Consider the following 15,897-nt stretch of genomic DNA (forward strand, 5'->3'; position numbering starts at 1 on the left):
GTCTCCTGTCGCTTGCGAGGCCAGCCTAAGGCCGAATCGCGCCGCGCGCCAAGCGCCAGCCATTGCCGCGCGCGCCGGGATGTGCATGGTCGGGGCAAGATTGAAGGAGAAGCGGATGATCCCGGTATTCGACGGCCACAACGATTTCCTGCAACGCGTCGTGACGGGGGGCACCGGGGTCTGGCTGGACGGTGATGGCACGGGTCATCTGGACCTGCCGCGCGCGCGGGCAGGCGGGATGATCGGCGGGTTCTTCGCGATCTGGATCCCCTCGCCCCAGGGGCCGAACGACGCCGCCGCGGTGGCCTTGATGGAAAACCCGCCCTTTGCCATGCCCCTGCCCGAACAGATCCCCTTTGTCCAGGCCCTGCCCCATGCCTTCGCCCAAGCCGCCGCGCTGAAGGCGCTGGAACGGACCGGCACGCTGGACATCGTCACCACCGCGCGCGGCATCCGCGAAACCGTGGCCGCAGGCCGCATTGCCGCGATCATGCATATGGAGGGGGCCGAGGCGATTTCCGACATGGATGCCCTGCATCTGTGGCACGCGGCGGGGCTGCGGTCCCTGGGACCGGTCTGGTCACGCCCTACTGCTTATGGCCACGGCGTGCCTTTCGCCTTTCCCTCGTCGCCCGACACGGGGGACGGGCTGACGGATGCAGGCCGCACCCTGGTCCGCGAATGCAACGGCCTGCGGATCATGCTGGATTTGTCGCACCTGAACGAGGCGGGCTTCAACGACGTCGCCGCCCTGTCCACCGCGCCGCTGGTCGCCAGCCACAGCTGCGTGCACGGCGTCAGCAGAAGCAGCCGCAACCTGACCGATCGGCAGTTGCAGGTGATCGCAGACAGCCGCGGGCTGGTTGGTCTGAACTTCGCCTCAAGTTTTCTGCGGGAAGACGGGCGCCGCCTGCCACTGGAAGGCTTCGATACGATGTTGCGCCATCTGGATCGCCTGCTGGCGATCCTGGGCGAGGATGGGGTGGCCCTAGGATCCGACTTCGACGGTGCTTTGATGCCGCGCGACCTGCCGGATGCCGCCGCCCTTCCCGCCCTGCTGGCCCAAATGGAAGCGCATGGCTATGGCGAGGCCTTGATCCGCAAGATCGCCAGCGAAAACTGGATCAACCTGCTGGAACGCACCTGGGGGGAATAACCCCCTTCATTCATTCTGGCCCAAATATCCTGCAGGGGGTCCGGGGGACGCAAAGTCCCCCGGCGATCGCGGGACGCTATTCCGTTGTCGTCTGCCCATCGGTGACGGGCGTTGCCTGCGCCACGGCGATCAGCTGCGCCAGTTCGGGGTCGGCAGTCAGATCGGCCAGGGCAAAGCTGCCCGTCACCTCCTCGGGCGACAGCTTGATGTTCTTGACCACCTGCGGACCGGGCGCCGCCGGACCATAAGTCTGGCCGTTGACCGCGAAATAAACGGCGCCCGAATTGCCCGTGCGCAGCAGGGGCGGCTCCTCCAGGGCAGGCAGCGTGAAGCGTTCGCCTGCATCCATGATCTTTTCCAGCAGAACCGTCCCGTCGGCCGAAGTCACGCGCACCCAGGCGGGCCGCGCCGTCAGAAGCTCCAGGGCCGGGGCGTCGGGCGCGACGGTGATCGCGGCAGTGGCCTCTGCCGGCATGGGCGGACCGAATTCGACCGCTCCGGCTTCGGCCAGGGCGCGCTGGATGGCGGTGGCCGTTTCGGGACCGGCCTGGGCCTGATCCGTCGGGGCAGGCACCGATGTCAGGCCAGGGTCGATGGCGGCGATGGGACCGTCGCGCGCGGTCAGAACCGGCGCTTCCAGGATCTGCGGGCGATAGAGCCTGTCCAACCCCTCGGGCTGCGGCAGAGCCTGCGCCAGGTTCGTGGTATCGGAGAGATCCAGCGCGGGTTCGGCCATGCCCGCACCCTCGACCGGATCAAGCGCGGTCACGACGCCCGGCGCGTTCTCGCCCGGGGTCAGCGTCACGCGCTGCACCTCCTGCAGGACGGCCCAGCCGCCATAGCCCAGACCGCAGACAAGCGCGACCAGCACCAGCAATGCGCCGATCGCACGCGGTTCGATGTCGGACCAGAAGCTTTCCTGCTGGGGAATGAACAACGCCTTCGGATTGGCCAGCGCCTCGACCGGATCCGAGGGCCGCTTCAGCGGCTTCGGGCCCGCCGCCGCCTGTGCCATGCCATGCGTGGGCTGGAAGCCCGATTCAAGGCAGAAGCGCCGAAAGGTCCAGTCGGGATCCATTCCCAGATACCGGGCATAGGACCGGACATACCCTGAAACGAAGCTGGGCGCGTCAAAGGCGGTGATGTCGCAATTCTCGATCGCGGCAACGTAAGAGGCACGGATGCGCAATTCCCGCTGCACATCCAGCAGCGACTTGCCCAAAGTCGCCCGTTCGCCCCGCATGATATCGCCAAGGCGCGTGTCATCGTCGAGGAAATGATGCACTTCCTCCACCTGCGAAATCTCCTCTGCCGGGTTCTCAGCCCGCAGCCTGCTCATCTTCTGTCCGCCTCATCGCCCGCTGCCAGAGATCGCCCGAATCGGACGATATCTTTTGTTCTTTAACGCGAGCTTATCACGCAGGCGAGAGCAGTTCACTCGTGGAATGCGTTACGCGCTCATTTCCTGTCGGTTGAGTGCGCAATGTGACCACAACCTGTCCATCGCCTTGACCAGATGGTCGATCTGGCGCGGCGCATGGACCGGAGACGGCGTGAAACGCAGCCGTTCCGTGCCGCGCGGCACGGTCGGGAAATTGATCGGCTGGACATAGATGCCATAGTCGCGCAGCAGCATGTCCGACAGCATCTTGCAGTGGACCGGATGGCCCACATGGACCGGAACGATGTGGCTGCCGTGGTCGATGATCGGCATCCCCAGCGACTTCAGCCGCATCTTCAGGATCCGCGCATGAAGCTGCTGGGCATCGCGCAGGTGCTGGCCTTCCGCCCCCTTCAGGAACCGGATCGAGGCCGCCGCCCCGGCCGCCACTGCGGGCGGCAGAGAGGTCGTGAAGATGAAGCCCGGCGCATAGGACCGGATCGCGTCCACCATCTTGGCGCTTGCCGCGATATAGCCGCCGAAGACACCGAAGGCCTTGCCCAGCGTTCCGTTGAAGATGTCGATGCGGTCCATCAGCCCGTCGCGTTCGGCCACGCCGCCGCCGCGCGGACCATACATGCCGACTGCATGAACCTCGTCCAGATAGGTCAGGGCGTTGAATTCGTCCGCCAGGTCGCAGATTGCCTTGATCGGCCCGAAGTCGCCGTCCATCGAATAGATGGATTCGAACGCGATCAGCTTGGGCAGGCTGGGGTCGTCAGCTTCCAGCAACTGCCGCAGATGGACCAGGTCGTTGTGGCGGAAGATGCGCTTGGCGCCCTCGAATCGCTTGATCCCCTCGATCATCGACGCGTGGTTCAGCTCGTCCGAATAGATGATCAGGCCGGGGAACAGCTTGCGCAGCGTGGAAAGCGTCGCGTCGTTGGCGATATAGGCGCTGGAAAAGACCAACGCGGCTTCCTTGCCGTGCAGGTCGGCCAGCTCGGCCTCAAGCCGCTTGTGATAGACGGTGGTGCCGGAGATGTTGCGCGTGCCGCCCGAACCGGCGCCCACGGCGTCCAGGGCCTCGTGCATCGCCGCCAGCACCACGGGATGCTGGCCCATCCCCAGGTAATCGTTGCCGCACCAGACGGTGATGTCCTGTTTCTCGCCATCGGGGCGCGTCCAGATGGCTTGGGGAAACTGGCCCTTCACCCGCTCGATGTCGATGAAGGTGCGATAGCGCCCTTCCTCGTGCAGCCGACCGATAGCCTGGTCCAGGGCGGCATCATAATTCATTGCGGGCGTTCCCTTGCATAGCTGGCTGGGGGCAATCATTGTCAGATCGCGCGCGGTCTGACGTTGATACATGTCAAATGCCGCGAATGACAGGTTAAAATTGTCGCATGTGGACCAAAGGACCATTGTGAATACTTAGAAAACGACTCGGAAAGACAAAGGACGACATGGCACAGCATACCACATTGGACGCGATCTTGCACCGGCTGGATGAGGGACTGGATGCGGCCCTGGGCCGGCTGGCAGAGCTTCTGCGCATTCCCTCGGTTTCGACGGATCCCGCCCATGCGGCCGATGTCCGGGCCGCCGCCGCGTGGTTGCGGGACGAACTGGCAGGGATCGGATTCCACGCCGAAATCCGCGACACGCCGGGGCATCCGATGGTGGTCGCCCGGTCGCAGCCGGGCGGTGCGCGGCCCCTGCTGTTCTATGGCCATTACGACGTGCAGCCGGTCGATCCCCTGTCGCTTTGGGACCACCCGCCCTTCGACCCGCAGGTCGAGGAAACCCCTGCGGGCCGCGTCATCCGCGCCCGAGGCGCATCGGACGACAAGGGCCAGCTGATGACCTTTGTCGAGGCCTTCCGCGCCTGGCGCGAGGTCCATGGCGAGTTGCCCAGCGACCTGATCCTGCTGCTGGAGGGAGAGGAAGAGTCCGGCTCCCCTTCCCTGCGCCCCTTCCTGCACGAGAATGCCGATGAATTGCGGGCATCCCTGGCGCTGATCTGCGACACCGAACTGTTCGGCGGCACCCGGCCCGCCATCGTCACGCAGCTTCGCGGGTTGGTGGGCGAGGAGGTCGTGATCCGCGGCGCGGACCGTGACCTGCATTCCGGCCTGTTCGGCGGGCTGGCGGCCAATCCGGTCATGGTGCTCGCGCAAGCCCTGGCGGCGCTGAAGGACGCGGATGGCCGCGTCACCCTGCCCGGCTTCTATGACGGCGTGGATGAGCTGACGCCAGAACTGCGCCGTGACTGGGAATCGCTGGGCTTCGATGCGGGCGCGATGCTGGGCCGCGTGGGCCTGTCGGACCCCATCGGCGAAAAGGGCCGGATGCCGGTCGAGATGGCCTGGAACCGTCCCACGGCGGAAATCAACGGCATCACCGGCGGCTATACAGGCGAGGGCTTCAAGACCGTGCTTCCGGCCGAGGCCCGCGCCAAGGTCAGCTTCCGCCTGACCGGCCGACAGGATCCGGCCCGCATCCGCGCAGACTTCCGCGACCATGTCCACCGCTTCCTGCCGCCCGATTGCACGGTCGAGTTCCACGAACACGGCGGCAGCCCGGCCAGCGTCATGGACACCCGCGACCCGGCCTTTGCTGCCGCCCGCCAGGCGCTTGGCGACGAATGGGGGCAAGAGGCCGCCTTCATCGGCAGCGGCGGATCCATCCCGATCGCGGGCGATTTCAAGACGATCCTGAGCATGGATTCGATGCTGATCGGATTCGCGCGCGACGACGACCGCATCCACTCCCCGAACGAGAAATACGACGTGCAAAGCTTCGCCAAGGGCGCACGGTCCTGGGCGCGAATCCTTGCCGCGCTGCGATAAGGTAAAGGGCGGGAAAAACCCGCCCTCATCTTCTGTGTTCAAATATCCTGGGGTGAGGCCCGAAGGGCCGAGGGGCGAAGCCCCTTATGCCTTCGGCTGGCAATAGCTCTGACTGCTGGTCCAGGCGGCGATATCCGCGCGCTTGGAGGCATTGCGCAGCGGAGCCCAATCGCGGGCGATGCCGCGCCAGCCGTTGCCGTCATGGGCGACCGCGTTGTCGCGCGCGACCTGCCGCGACATGATCTTGACCGCGCAGGACATATTATCGCCGCCGTTCTTGATGTTGCCATTGCAGCCATAGTTGCGCCAGGTCGCTGGCGCGATCTGCATCAGGCCCAGCCATTTCCCGCCGCCGCCGCTGGCCTGCGGGTTGTAGGTGCTTTCATGCTTGGCCACTGCCGACAGCAGCCCCGCCCAGAACGCCTTGCGCCCGGTGGCGTTCAACTGTTCATAATTGGGGCAGAAGCTGTCGATGTCGCCTGGCACGCGGGACAGGATCGTGACCCCCTCGCGGTCCAGTGCCGCCAGCGTCGCCTGCGTCCACTGCTCGGACCCGGCTGCCTGTCCCCACCGCATCGGCGGCTTGACGGCAAGCTGCATCTGCTGCGCTTCTGCCTCGGCCTTGGATTCGGATTGCGGGGTCAGGGTCGACTGGCACGCAGCCAGGAAAGCCAGGGCGGCGAGTGGAAGGAGCGCAGCGCGCATCTGGGCCTCGGGGGTTGTTTCGCTGAACAACCGCATATCCCGGACGGAAAATCTGGCAAGACAGCAGCAAAATCGTCGGCGACAACACGCCAAGAGGCAGAAGTTCGATGGTCGGAAATCCGCCGAAAGGCGCCTTTTGATGTCGGCTGTTAACTCTTTATGGCGAATTTTCCGTCAGATCGGCGATTCGCCGCCGACGGGAACGACGCGATTTTGGCCTTGCCGCCCCGTGACATCACCCGCGCGCTGACCTAAAAGGCTGCATCTGACATACGCGCCCGACCTATCCGAGGTTCCCGATGCTTGACCATCTTTCCTTCACCGCACCCCAGCCCAAGACCATCGCTGGGGCGAAAGGCGATTGGGAACTGGTCATCGGGCTTGAGGTGCATGCCCAGGTCGCCTCAAAGGCCAAGCTGTTTTCCGGTGCCTCGACCGCCTTCGGTTCGGAACCCAACAGCAACGTGGCCTTCGTCGATGCGGCCATGCCCGGCATGCTGCCAGTCATCAACGAATTCTGCGTGGCCCAGGCGGTTCGCACCGGCCTGGGGCTGAAGGCCGCGATCAACCTGCGTTCGGCCTTTGACCGCAAGAACTATTTCTACCCGGACCTGCCGCAGGGCTATCAGATCAGCCAGCTTTACCACCCCATCGTGGGCGAGGGCGAGGTGATCGTGGACATGGCCCCGGGCGTCGCCCGCCGCGTGCGCATCGAACGCATCCACCTGGAACAGGACGCGGGCAAGTCGATCCACGACATGGATCCGAACATGTCCTTCGTGGACCTGAACCGCACGGGCGTGGCCCTGATGGAGATCGTCAGCCGCCCCGACATCCGCGGCCCCGAGGAAGCGGCCGCCTATGTCGCCAAGCTGCGCCAGATCATGCGCTACCTGGGCACCTGCGACGGCAACATGCAGAACGGCAACCTGCGCGCCGACGTGAATGTCTCGGTCTGCGAACCCGGCGCCTATGAACGCTACCAGGAAAGCGGCGATTTCAGCCACCTGGGCACGCGCTGCGAGATCAAGAACATGAACTCGCTGCGGTTCATCCAGGCCGCCATCGAATACGAGGCCCGCCGCCAGATCGCCATCATCGAGGACGGCGGCGCGGTGGTGCAGGAAACCCGCCTCTATGATCCCGACAAGGGCGAGACGCGGTCCATGCGGTCGAAGGAGGAAGCGCATGACTATCGCTATTTCCCCGACCCCGACCTGCTGCCGCTGGACATCGAACAAGCCTGGGTGGACGACATCGCCCGCGCCATGCCCGAACTGCCGGACGAAAAGAAGGCGCGCTTCGTCAAGGAACTGGGCCTGTCGGAATACGACGCGGGCGTCCTGACCGCCGAGGTCGAGAATGCCGATTTCTTCGAGGCGGTTGCCAAGGGTCGCGACGGCAAGCAGGCGGCGAATTGGGTCATCAACGAATTGTTCGGCCGCCTGAACAAGGAAGGCCTGACGATCGACACCTCGCCCGTGTCGGCCGACCAGCTTGGCGGCGTGATCGACCTGATCGCCAAGGGCGACATCTCGGGCAAGATCGCCAAGGACCTGTTCGAAATCCTGTGGACCGAGGGCGGCGATCCCGCGCAGATCGTCGAGGCCCGCGGGATGCGCCAGGTGACCGACCTGGGCGCCATCGAAAAGGCCGTGGACGAGATCATCGCCGCGAACCCCGCCCAGGTCGAAAAGGCCCGCGCCAATCCCAAGCTGGCGGGCTGGTTCGTGGGCCAGGTCCTGAAAGCCACCGGCGGCAAGGCCAATCCGGCGGCGGTCAACGACCTGGTCGCCCGGAAACTCGGCATGTGACGGGGGCGGTTCCGACGGCCGGAACCGCAATCGCTGCATCAGGTTATCGCGGGATGCAGGCCGCGCATCATAGGGAGCATCGTCTTGAGCCAGTTCGAATACAGCGTCATTCCGGCCCCCCTGCGCGGAGAGAAGGCCAAGGATGCCAAGACCCCCGCGGACCGATACTCGGTCGCCCTGACGGCTGAACTGAACCGGATGGCAAGGGACGGCTGGGAATATGTCCGCGCCGATGTCCTGCCCAGCGAGGAACGCAGCGGCCTGACCGGGCGCAGCACCGTCTATCACAACCTGCTGGTCTTCCGCCGCACGGTCTTGGCCCCGACGGCCGGGACGATGGCGCGCCAGCCGCAGCCGGAATATCCCGCCGCAGCCTCGCCCGCGCGCGCCCCGGAACCCATGCCCGACCTGCCCCGCGCCGCCGCACCAAAACCCAGCGACCAAATCGTCGCGGGCAACACGACCGACGCGGGCGCGACGATGGATGAGGCAACGCCCCCCGCGCCCCGCACTGCCCCTTCGCAGGTCTGAAGGGTCAGGCGGCGCAAGCCTGGATCTGGGGCTGGAACGGCTCGACCGTCACACCGTCGCGGTCGAAGATGCAGAAGCTGCCGGGCGGCACCTCGATCCAATCGTCTTCTTCGGTCTCCAGCGGCTCCGATACCACCGCGCGGCCGCCCCTGGTCTGTGACCAGCGGTGGAAAAGGCTGGGCGCCTGGTCGTCGCTGGCATGGCGGATTGCGTAAAGCCGCTGTCCGTCGGAAAAGGCGCAGGCGGCGCGCACATGGGGTGCCGAGCCGCGCCGCATCGCCAGATCGGTCAGGCGCGCCATGGCCCGTTCCATCGCCCCCTTGGGATCGCGGTCCAGCCCCTCGCCCAGGGCGATCAGGAACAGCGCCTCGCTGTCGGTGGCGCCCTTGCGATAAGGGTAAAGATCGTCGGGGATCATCACGTCGGCATCGCGGCGGAAGGCGGCATAGCCGCCGAACTGGCCGTTGTGCATGAAGGACCAGCGGCCCGACACGAAGGGATGGCAGTTGTTGCGGCTGGTCGCCGTTCCGGTGGACGCGCGGACATGGGCCATGAACAACCCGGACCGGACCTGCGCCACAAGGCTGTGCAGGTTCGGATCGGACCAGGCAGGCATCACGTCGCGGTAAAGCCCCGGCTCGGGCCGCTCGCCATACCAGGCGAGGCCAAAGCCGTCCGCATTGACCGGCGTCACACATCGCCGCGCGCCCTGGCTTTGCCGAATCAGCGAATGATCCGGCCGGCTGACGATGTCCTCAAGAAAGATCGGTTGGCCCACATAGGCGGCCCAACGGCACATGACCCTGCCCCTTCGCGTTTCTGTTCTTGCCCCAGAAATACCACGAAAGGATGATATGCCTAGCCTATTTCGCGGGCGGCGGCGTCTCTTCGACGATCACAAGGTCGCGTTCCGACGCGCCCTTCGCGTGGGCAAGCGCCGCCTGGTATTCGCTGCTGTTATAGCAGGCAACGGCCGCATCGAAGCTGGGAAAGCGGGCGACCACGTTGCGGGGGCGGTCGTTCCCTTCCATCTGCTGGTAACGCCCGCCGCGGGCGAGGAAAACCCCGCCATGCGCGGCGATGGCCGGACCCGCGGCCTGCGCGTATTTCGCATAGGCGTCAGGGTCGGTGACGGTCACATGGGCGATCCACAGGGCAGTCATGCCGTTTCCTCCAGCAGTTTTTCAACCTGGGCGATGGCGTCGTCGGCAGCCGCCAGGCTGGGTGCGCCGCCCTGGGCGCGGTCGGGACGACCGCCGCCGCCCTTGCCGCCAAGCGCGGCCGTTGCGGTCTGCACCAGCGTCACGGCGCTGATCCGGTCCACCAGGTCCGGCGTCACGCCCGCCGCGACCGTGGCCTTGCCATCGGCCTCGGCCAGGACCAGCACCGCGCCGCTGCCCAGCTGCGACTTCATCTCATCGACCAGCGCGCCCAGTTCCTTGCCGCCCACGCCCTCGACCCGGCGGCCGATGAACTTGACGCCGCCGATGTCCTTGGCAGCCTGGCCCGCACCGCCGCCGCCCATAGCAAGCTGGCGCTTCAGCTGCGCGACCTCGTTCGCCAGGGCCTTGCGCTCGTCGGCCAACGACCTGACGCGATTGACCACGTCGCCGGCCTGCGCCTTGAGGATGCCTGCGATCTCGGACAGTTGCCGATCGGAGTCGCGCAGATGCGACAAGGCGGCTTGCCCGGTCAGCGCCTCGATCCGGCGCACGCCCGCGCTGCTGGCACTGTCGCCCAACAGGGCGAAGGCGCCGATGTCGCCCGTGCGCACCACATGCGTGCCGCCGCAGAGTTCCAGCGAATAGGTCTGGCCGTCCGCGCCCTTGCCGCTGCCGGCCAGGCTGCCCATCGACACTACGCGAACCTCGTCGCCGTATTTCTCGCCGAACAGCGCCTGCGCACCCAGGCCCCGCGCGTCGTCAGGCGTCATGATCCGCGTCTCGACCGGGCTGTTCTGGCGGATGAAGTCGTTCACCTCGGCCTCGATTTGCGACAGTTCCTCGGGGGAAACGGCGCTGTTGTGGCTGAAGTCGAAGCGCAGGCGGTCAGGCGCGTTCAGGCTGCCCCGCTGCGCGACGTGGTCGCCCAGCGCGCGGCGCAGCGCCTCGTGCAGCAGGTGGGTGGCCGAATGGTTGGCGCGGATCGCGCTGCGGCGGTCGTGATCGACCGACAGCGTGGCGCCCTGGCCGCGGCTGATGGTGCCCAGCGTCACCTCGGCCAGGTGCAGGAAGACGCCCGCGACCTTCTTCGTGTCGGTCACGCGGGCCGCGCCGGTTTCGGTCTTGATCAGGCCAGTGTCGCCCACCTGTCCGCCGCTTTCCGCATAGAAGGGCGACTGGTTCACGACGATGGACACGGACTGCCCCTCGGTGGCCTCGCCGACGTCCGCGCCATCGGCTACGACCGCCAGGATCTGGCCCTCGGCCTCCTCGGTGTCATAGCCCAGGAACTCGGTCGAGCCATGCTTTTCGGCCAGTTCAAGCCAGATGGCGGCGTCCTTCGCCTCGCCAGAACCCGCCCAGGCCGCGCGGGCCTTCGCCTTCTGTTCGGCCATCGCGGTGTCGAAACCGGCCGTATCGACCGCCCGACCCTGCTCGCGCAGCGCGTCCTGGGTAAGGTCCAGCGGGAAGCCATAGGTGTCATACAGCTTGAAAGCCGCCTCGCCCGGCAGGTTCGCCCCTTCGGGCAGCTTGGCAAGTTCATCGTCCAGCAGCCGCAGGCCGCGGTCCAGCGTCTGGCGGAAGCGGGTCTCCTCGCTGCGCAGGGTTTCCTCGATCATCGCCTGCGCGCGGGTCAGTTCGGGATAGGCCGCGCCCATCTGGCGGACCAAGGCAGGGACCAGCTTGTGCATCACCGGATCCTGAGCGCCCAGCATATGCGCGTGGCGCATCGCCCGGCGCATGATCCGGCGCAGCACATAGCCGCGCCCTTCATTGCTGGGCATCACCCCGTCGGCAATCAGGAAGCTGGTGGACCGCAGGTGGTCCGCGATCACTCGGTGATGGACCTTGCCCGGCCCATCGGGGTCGCTGCTGGTGGCGTGGGCCGAAGCCTCGATCAGCGAACGCATCAGGTCGGTGTCATAGTTGTCGTGCTTGCCCTGCAGCAGCGCGCCGATCCGTTCCAGCCCCATGCCGGTGTCGATCGACTGCATGTCCAGCGCGCGCATGGACCCGTCCTCGAACTGCTCGTTCTGCATGAAAACGAGGTTCCAGATCTCGATGAAGCGGTCGCCGTCCTCGTCGGCCGAACCCGGAGGGCCGCCCCAGATGTGGTCGCCGTGGTCGAAGAAGATCTCGGTGCAGGGGCCGCAGGGGCCGGTCGGGCCCATCCGCCAGAAGTTGTCGTCGGTGGGGATGCGGATAATCCGGTCATCCGTCAGGCCCGCGACCTTCTTCCAGATGTTCGCGGCCTCGTCGTCGGTGTGATAGACAGTGACCAGCAGCTTGTCCCGGGGGATGCCGAAATCCTTGGTCAGCAGTTCCCAAGCGAAGGGAATGGCCTGTTCCTTGAAATAGTCGCCGAAGCTGAAATTGCCCAGCATCTCGAAGAAGGTGTGGTGGCGCGCGGTATAGCCGACGTTGTCCAGGTCGTTGTGCTTGCCGCCTGCCCGCACGCATTTCTGCGCCGTCGTGGCGCGCTTGTAGTCGCGCGTCTCGACCCCGGTGAACAGGTTCTTGAACTGCACCATGCCCGAGTTGGTGAACATCAGCGTGGGATCGTTGCGCGGCACCAGGGGCGAGCTGTCGACGACCTTGTGGCCGTTTCGCTCGAAGAAGTTCAGGAATGTGGATCGGATGTCGTTCAGACTGGGCATGGCAGGCCTTCATCGCTGGGTCGCACACCGGCCGTCACCGGGCTGGCATGGTCTATCCGGCGCGCGGGTTCCTGTCCAGCGACCGCTGGCCGGAACAAGTTGCGCCACGCACCCGTTGTTTCGGACAAGCAGGAGGATCACATGCTCAAATTCATCGGCGGCACGATCGGCGTCATCTTCATCATCGGGTTGCTGGTCGTGGTCGGAATCCTGTCCCTGATCTTCTGAAGGCAGGGCCGGGACATGCAAAAGGCGCGGCAGATGCCGCGCCTTCGCCATTTTCCGACTGGACCGATCACTCCTCGGTCAGGCTGTCGTCCTCTCCGCCCTCGACCGCGAATTCAAGACCGTGGCTGGCGCGGATCTTGTCCTCGATCGCAGTGGCGCGGTCGGGATTGTCACGCAGGAACTGCTTGGCGTTCTCACGGCCCTGGCCGATGCGTTCGTCGCCATAGGAATACCAGGCGCCCGACTTTTCGACCACGCCGGCCTTCACGCCCAGGTCGATCAACTCGCCGACCTTGCTGATGCCCTCGCCATACATGATGTCGAACTCGACCTGCCGGAACGGGGGCGCGACTTTGTTCTTGACGACCTTGACCCGGGTGGTGTTGCCGATCACCTCGTCGCGGTCCTTGACGGCGCCGGTGCGGCGGATGTCCAGGCGGACCGAGGCATAGAATTTCAGCGCGTTGCCGCCCGTGGTGGTTTCCGGGTTGCCGAACATCACGCCGATCTTCATGCGGATCTGGTTGATGAAGATCACCATGCAGTTGGACCGCCCGATCGAGGCCGTCAGCTTGCGCATCGCCTGGCTCATCAGGCGGGCCTGGCTGCCCATCTGCATGTCGCCCATGTCGCCCTCGATCTCGGACTTGGGCGTCAGCGCCGCGACCGAGTCGACCACGACCAGGCTGACCGCACCGGAACGGACCAGCGTGTCCACGATCTCGAGCGCCTGTTCGCCGGTGTCAGGCTGCGAGATCAGCAGCTCGTCCAGGTTCACGCCCAGCTTCTTGGCGTATTGCGGGTCAAGCGCATGTTCCGCATCGACAAAGGCGCAGACGCCGCCCTTTTTCTGTTCCTCGGCCACGACATGCAGCGTCAGCGTGGTCTTGCCCGAGCTTTCTGGCCCGAAGATTTCGATGATGCGCCCCTTGGGCAGGCCGCCGATGCCAAGCGCGATGTCCAGGCCCAGCGATCCGGTCGAGGTCGCCTCGATCTCGGCCACGGGGCTGTCCTTGCCCAGCTTCATGATCGAGCCCTTGCCGAATTGACGCTCGATCTGCGCCAGGGCGCTGTCGAGCGCCTTCTGCTTGTCCGCGCTGCGCTTGTCGTTCATGTCGAAGATGCTCGCCTGTGCCATATGGTCCTTACCGTTATTTCACAGCCCGGCCGGCGCGGCAATCTGCCGGCCTTCAGGGGGTTCATGTTCACTTCTTGTTCTTGTGGATAAATGCGCGTTCGGCGCGCCTTTTTCAAGGACTATCCTGCCTGGATTCGCATTTCCTTAACCAATCTGGACGATGAATGATTAACAAATCGTTCATGCATCCAGCCGGCGGGGCGGAGACTGCAACTGGCTGGCGACGGCTTGGACAAGTTCGTTCAAGGTGAAGGGCTTGGACAGAAAAGCGGCATTGGGGATCGGGTCATGGCCCTCGCCGAAGATATCCTCGGTATAGCCTGACATGAAGATCACCTTGGTCCCCGGCCGGTCCTGCAAGGCGGCGCGAACCCAGCTTGGCCCGTCCATGCCCGGCATGACCACATCGGTGACGAAGATGTCCACGGGCAGCGCGTTGTCCAGAAGGCCCAAGGCCTCCTCGGCGCTGGCGGCCTCGTGGACCTCGTAGCCTTTCAGGCGCAGGGCGCGCGCGGCAAAGGCGCGAACCGGGGCTTCGTCCTCGACCAGAAGAACGCTTGCGCGCTGCGCGGGCTGGGGGATCGCCGCTGGCGAGGATGTCGGCCGGACCACCTGCTCGATCGCAGTCTGCGCCGGGAAATAGAGCGAGAAGCAGGTGCCCTTGCCCACTTCGCTGTCGCAGAAGATATAGCCGCCGGTCTGCTTGACGATGCCGTAAGCGGTGGACAGGCCCAGGCCGGTCCCCTCGCCCACGCGCTTGGTGGTGAAGAACGGCTCGAAGATCTTGTCGCGCAGCGCCGGATCGATCCCGCAGCCCTCGTCCGTGACGCGGATGCGCAGATAGTCGCCCTTGGGCAGCGAAACCTTGTCCCGGGACAGATCGCCGTCGATGGTCAGCACGTCGGTCCTGATCTGGATGTTGCCGCCCGCGGGCATCGCGTCGCGGGCATTCACGACAAGGTTCATAATGACCTGCTCCAGTTGCCTCTTGTCGGCGCGAATTGCGCGTTGGGCGGAATCATGGGCGATGGTCAGCGTTACCTTTTCGCCGACCAGCCGATTGAGAAGATGCGTCAGGTCCGCAAGCACGTCCCGCGGGTCAAGCGTTTCCAGCTTGAGCTGCTGACGGCGCGAAAAGGCCAGAAGCTGGCCCACCAAGGCCGCGGCACGGTTGGCGTTCTGGCCGATCTGATCCAGATCGGCATAATCGGGATCGCCCTTGTCGTGGCGCAGCATCAGCAGGTCGCAATGCCCCCTGATGGCGGTCAGAAGATTGTTGAAATCATGCGCGACCCCGCCTGCAAGCTGGCCAATCGCCTGCATCTTCTGGCTTTGGACGAACTGCGCCTCCAGCGTCTTCAGGGCGCTTGCATCGTGCAGGACCGCGATCAGGCCGGACTGTTCGACCGGATCGAGGGCCAGCGTGACCTGGAAATGCTGCTCCTTCGAGGCATCGTCCGGGGCACGCAGGCGCAGCACCTCGGACCGGGCGTCGTTTCGGCGGGCGGCATGGGTTTCGGCGATCCATTCCCCCGCCGGGCGGCCAGGTCCGTCCAGAAGGCTGCCGATATGGACCGGCTCGGCCCCCTGGGGCAAGCTGCGTCCCAGCAGCCGGCGGGCCGCCGCGTTCGCCCGGCGGATATGGCCGCTGGGCGCGATGCGCAGCAGGGCCACGGGGATCGCCTCGAAGTCGTCGGGAGTATCGACGTCCTCCTCGATCGACGGGACGGGGGGCAGCGATCCACGCCTGTGATAGGACCAGATTTGCAGCGGCGCATCTTCGGCCCGGCTGAGCGTCAGCGTGTCCCCGGACGCAAGCGCCAGATCGGCGCAGCCTGCATAGCCCGCCCGACGGATCAGGCCTTTCAGGTCGTCATCCGCATCCGCTCGAAGCTGCGCGATCAGCCGGAGGATGTTCTGTCCGGCAATGTCGCCGAACCCTTGGCGCGCGGTGTCGTTCTGCATCATCACCAGCCCGTCGGAATCGCAGATCCAGACGGGGTCGGCTGTATCGCCAACCTCCTGCCGGATGGCCGCCAGCGCCCGCCGCGCCGCTAGCCGATCCAGCACATACCCCATCGAGATCACGCCCCCCAGGATATACCAGGCGACCGCAATAGTGCCGATGACCAGGGCCAGCAGGCCATAGCCGCTTTGCGGAAGGGCCAGCGCCGCGACGGCAGCGATGACCACCGGCAGCATCAGGAACGGAAGCGCCACCGCGGCATTGCGCGACACGGCGGTCTGCGTGTCCCCCAGGTTCATCCGTCTA

General features: G+C 65.7%; 13 protein-coding genes. 5 read left to right on the forward strand and 8 right to left on the reverse strand.

Annotation, left to right across the window (positions count from 1 at the left end):
• Positions 1-115: 115 nt before the first annotated feature.
• Positions 116-1,156: a dipeptidase gene (locus tag RAH32_RS06475; protein ID WP_306606252.1), complete on the forward strand. Its 1,041-nt coding sequence runs from the start codon at positions 116-118 to the stop codon at positions 1,154-1,156.
• A gap of 76 nt (positions 1,157-1,232) precedes the next feature.
• Here RAH32_RS06475 and RAH32_RS06480 read toward each other — a convergent pair whose 3' ends face one another.
• Positions 1,233-2,495, reverse strand: coding sequence for a helix-turn-helix domain-containing protein (locus RAH32_RS06480; RefSeq protein WP_306606254.1), 1,263 nt, complete (start codon positions 2,493-2,495; stop codon positions 1,233-1,235).
• A 111-nt stretch (positions 2,496-2,606) separates the two neighbouring features.
• A complete protein-coding gene (gene hemA, locus RAH32_RS06485; protein ID WP_306606256.1) occupies positions 2,607-3,836 on the reverse strand; it encodes a 5-aminolevulinate synthase in 1,230 nt (409 codons plus the stop codon).
• Positions 3,837-4,003: 167 nt separating this feature from the next.
• Between hemA and RAH32_RS06490 the strand changes: the two genes are divergently transcribed.
• On the forward strand, positions 4,004-5,389 hold the full coding sequence (locus RAH32_RS06490) for a M20/M25/M40 family metallo-hydrolase (protein WP_306606258.1): 1,386 nt from the start codon (positions 4,004-4,006) through the stop codon (positions 5,387-5,389).
• An 84-nt stretch (positions 5,390-5,473) separates the two neighbouring features.
• On the opposite strand, the gene RAH32_RS06495 is transcribed toward RAH32_RS06490, so the two are convergent.
• Entirely contained in the window at positions 5,474-6,124 is a 651-nt protein-coding gene (locus RAH32_RS06495; RefSeq protein ID WP_306606260.1) for a transglycosylase SLT domain-containing protein, read from the reverse strand.
• A 269-nt stretch (positions 6,125-6,393) separates the two neighbouring features.
• On the opposite strand from RAH32_RS06495, the gene gatB reads away from it, so the two are divergent.
• Both gatB and RAH32_RS06505 read left to right on the forward strand, forming a co-directional pair.
• Positions 6,394-7,908, forward strand: a complete 1,515-nt coding sequence (gene gatB / locus RAH32_RS06500; RefSeq protein WP_306606262.1) for an Asp-tRNA(Asn)/Glu-tRNA(Gln) amidotransferase subunit GatB — start codon at positions 6,394-6,396, stop codon at positions 7,906-7,908.
• An 84-nt stretch (positions 7,909-7,992) separates the two neighbouring features.
• Positions 7,993-8,439 (forward strand): DUF4177 domain-containing protein, encoded by a 447-nt coding sequence (locus tag RAH32_RS06505; RefSeq protein ID WP_306606264.1) that lies wholly within the window; start codon positions 7,993-7,995, stop codon positions 8,437-8,439.
• Between the two features lie 4 nt (positions 8,440-8,443).
• Here RAH32_RS06505 and RAH32_RS06510 read toward each other — a convergent pair whose 3' ends face one another.
• The 3 genes from RAH32_RS06510 to alaS all read right to left on the reverse strand — a co-directional run bounded on the left by RAH32_RS06510 (position 8,444) and on the right by alaS (position 12,259).
• Positions 8,444-9,238 carry a class II glutamine amidotransferase gene (locus RAH32_RS06510; protein WP_306606266.1) on the reverse strand — a complete coding sequence of 265 codons (795 nt, stop codon included), beginning with the start codon at positions 9,236-9,238 and terminating at the stop codon, positions 8,444-8,446.
• A 64-nt stretch (positions 9,239-9,302) separates the two neighbouring features.
• A complete protein-coding gene (locus RAH32_RS06515) occupies positions 9,303-9,602 on the reverse strand; it encodes a DUF1330 domain-containing protein (protein ID WP_306606268.1) in 300 nt (99 codons plus the stop codon).
• Entirely contained in the window at positions 9,599-12,259 is a 2,661-nt protein-coding gene (gene alaS, locus RAH32_RS06520; protein ID WP_306606270.1) for an alanine--tRNA ligase, read from the reverse strand. Before alaS ends, RAH32_RS06515 begins: the two co-directional genes overlap by 4 nt.
• Before the next feature lie 99 nt (positions 12,260-12,358).
• On the opposite strand from alaS, the gene RAH32_RS06525 reads away from it, so the two are divergent.
• Positions 12,359-12,487 (forward strand): small membrane protein YohP, encoded by a 129-nt coding sequence (locus RAH32_RS06525; RefSeq protein ID WP_306606272.1) that lies wholly within the window; start codon positions 12,359-12,361, stop codon positions 12,485-12,487.
• A 67-nt stretch (positions 12,488-12,554) separates the two neighbouring features.
• Here RAH32_RS06525 and recA read toward each other — a convergent pair whose 3' ends face one another.
• Complete coding sequence (gene recA / locus RAH32_RS06530; RefSeq protein WP_306606274.1) at positions 12,555-13,625, reverse strand: recombinase RecA; 1,071 nt, start codon at positions 13,623-13,625, stop codon at positions 12,555-12,557.
• 180 nt (positions 13,626-13,805) lie between these two features.
• Positions 13,806-15,890 (reverse strand): hybrid sensor histidine kinase/response regulator, encoded by a 2,085-nt coding sequence (locus RAH32_RS06535; protein ID WP_306606276.1) that lies wholly within the window; start codon positions 15,888-15,890, stop codon positions 13,806-13,808.
• Positions 15,891-15,897 lie beyond the last annotated feature (7 nt).

The organism is Paracoccus yibinensis (assembly GCF_030846195.1).
GTDB classification, from domain to species: Bacteria; Pseudomonadota; Alphaproteobacteria; order Rhodobacterales; family Rhodobacteraceae; genus Paracoccus; species Paracoccus yibinensis.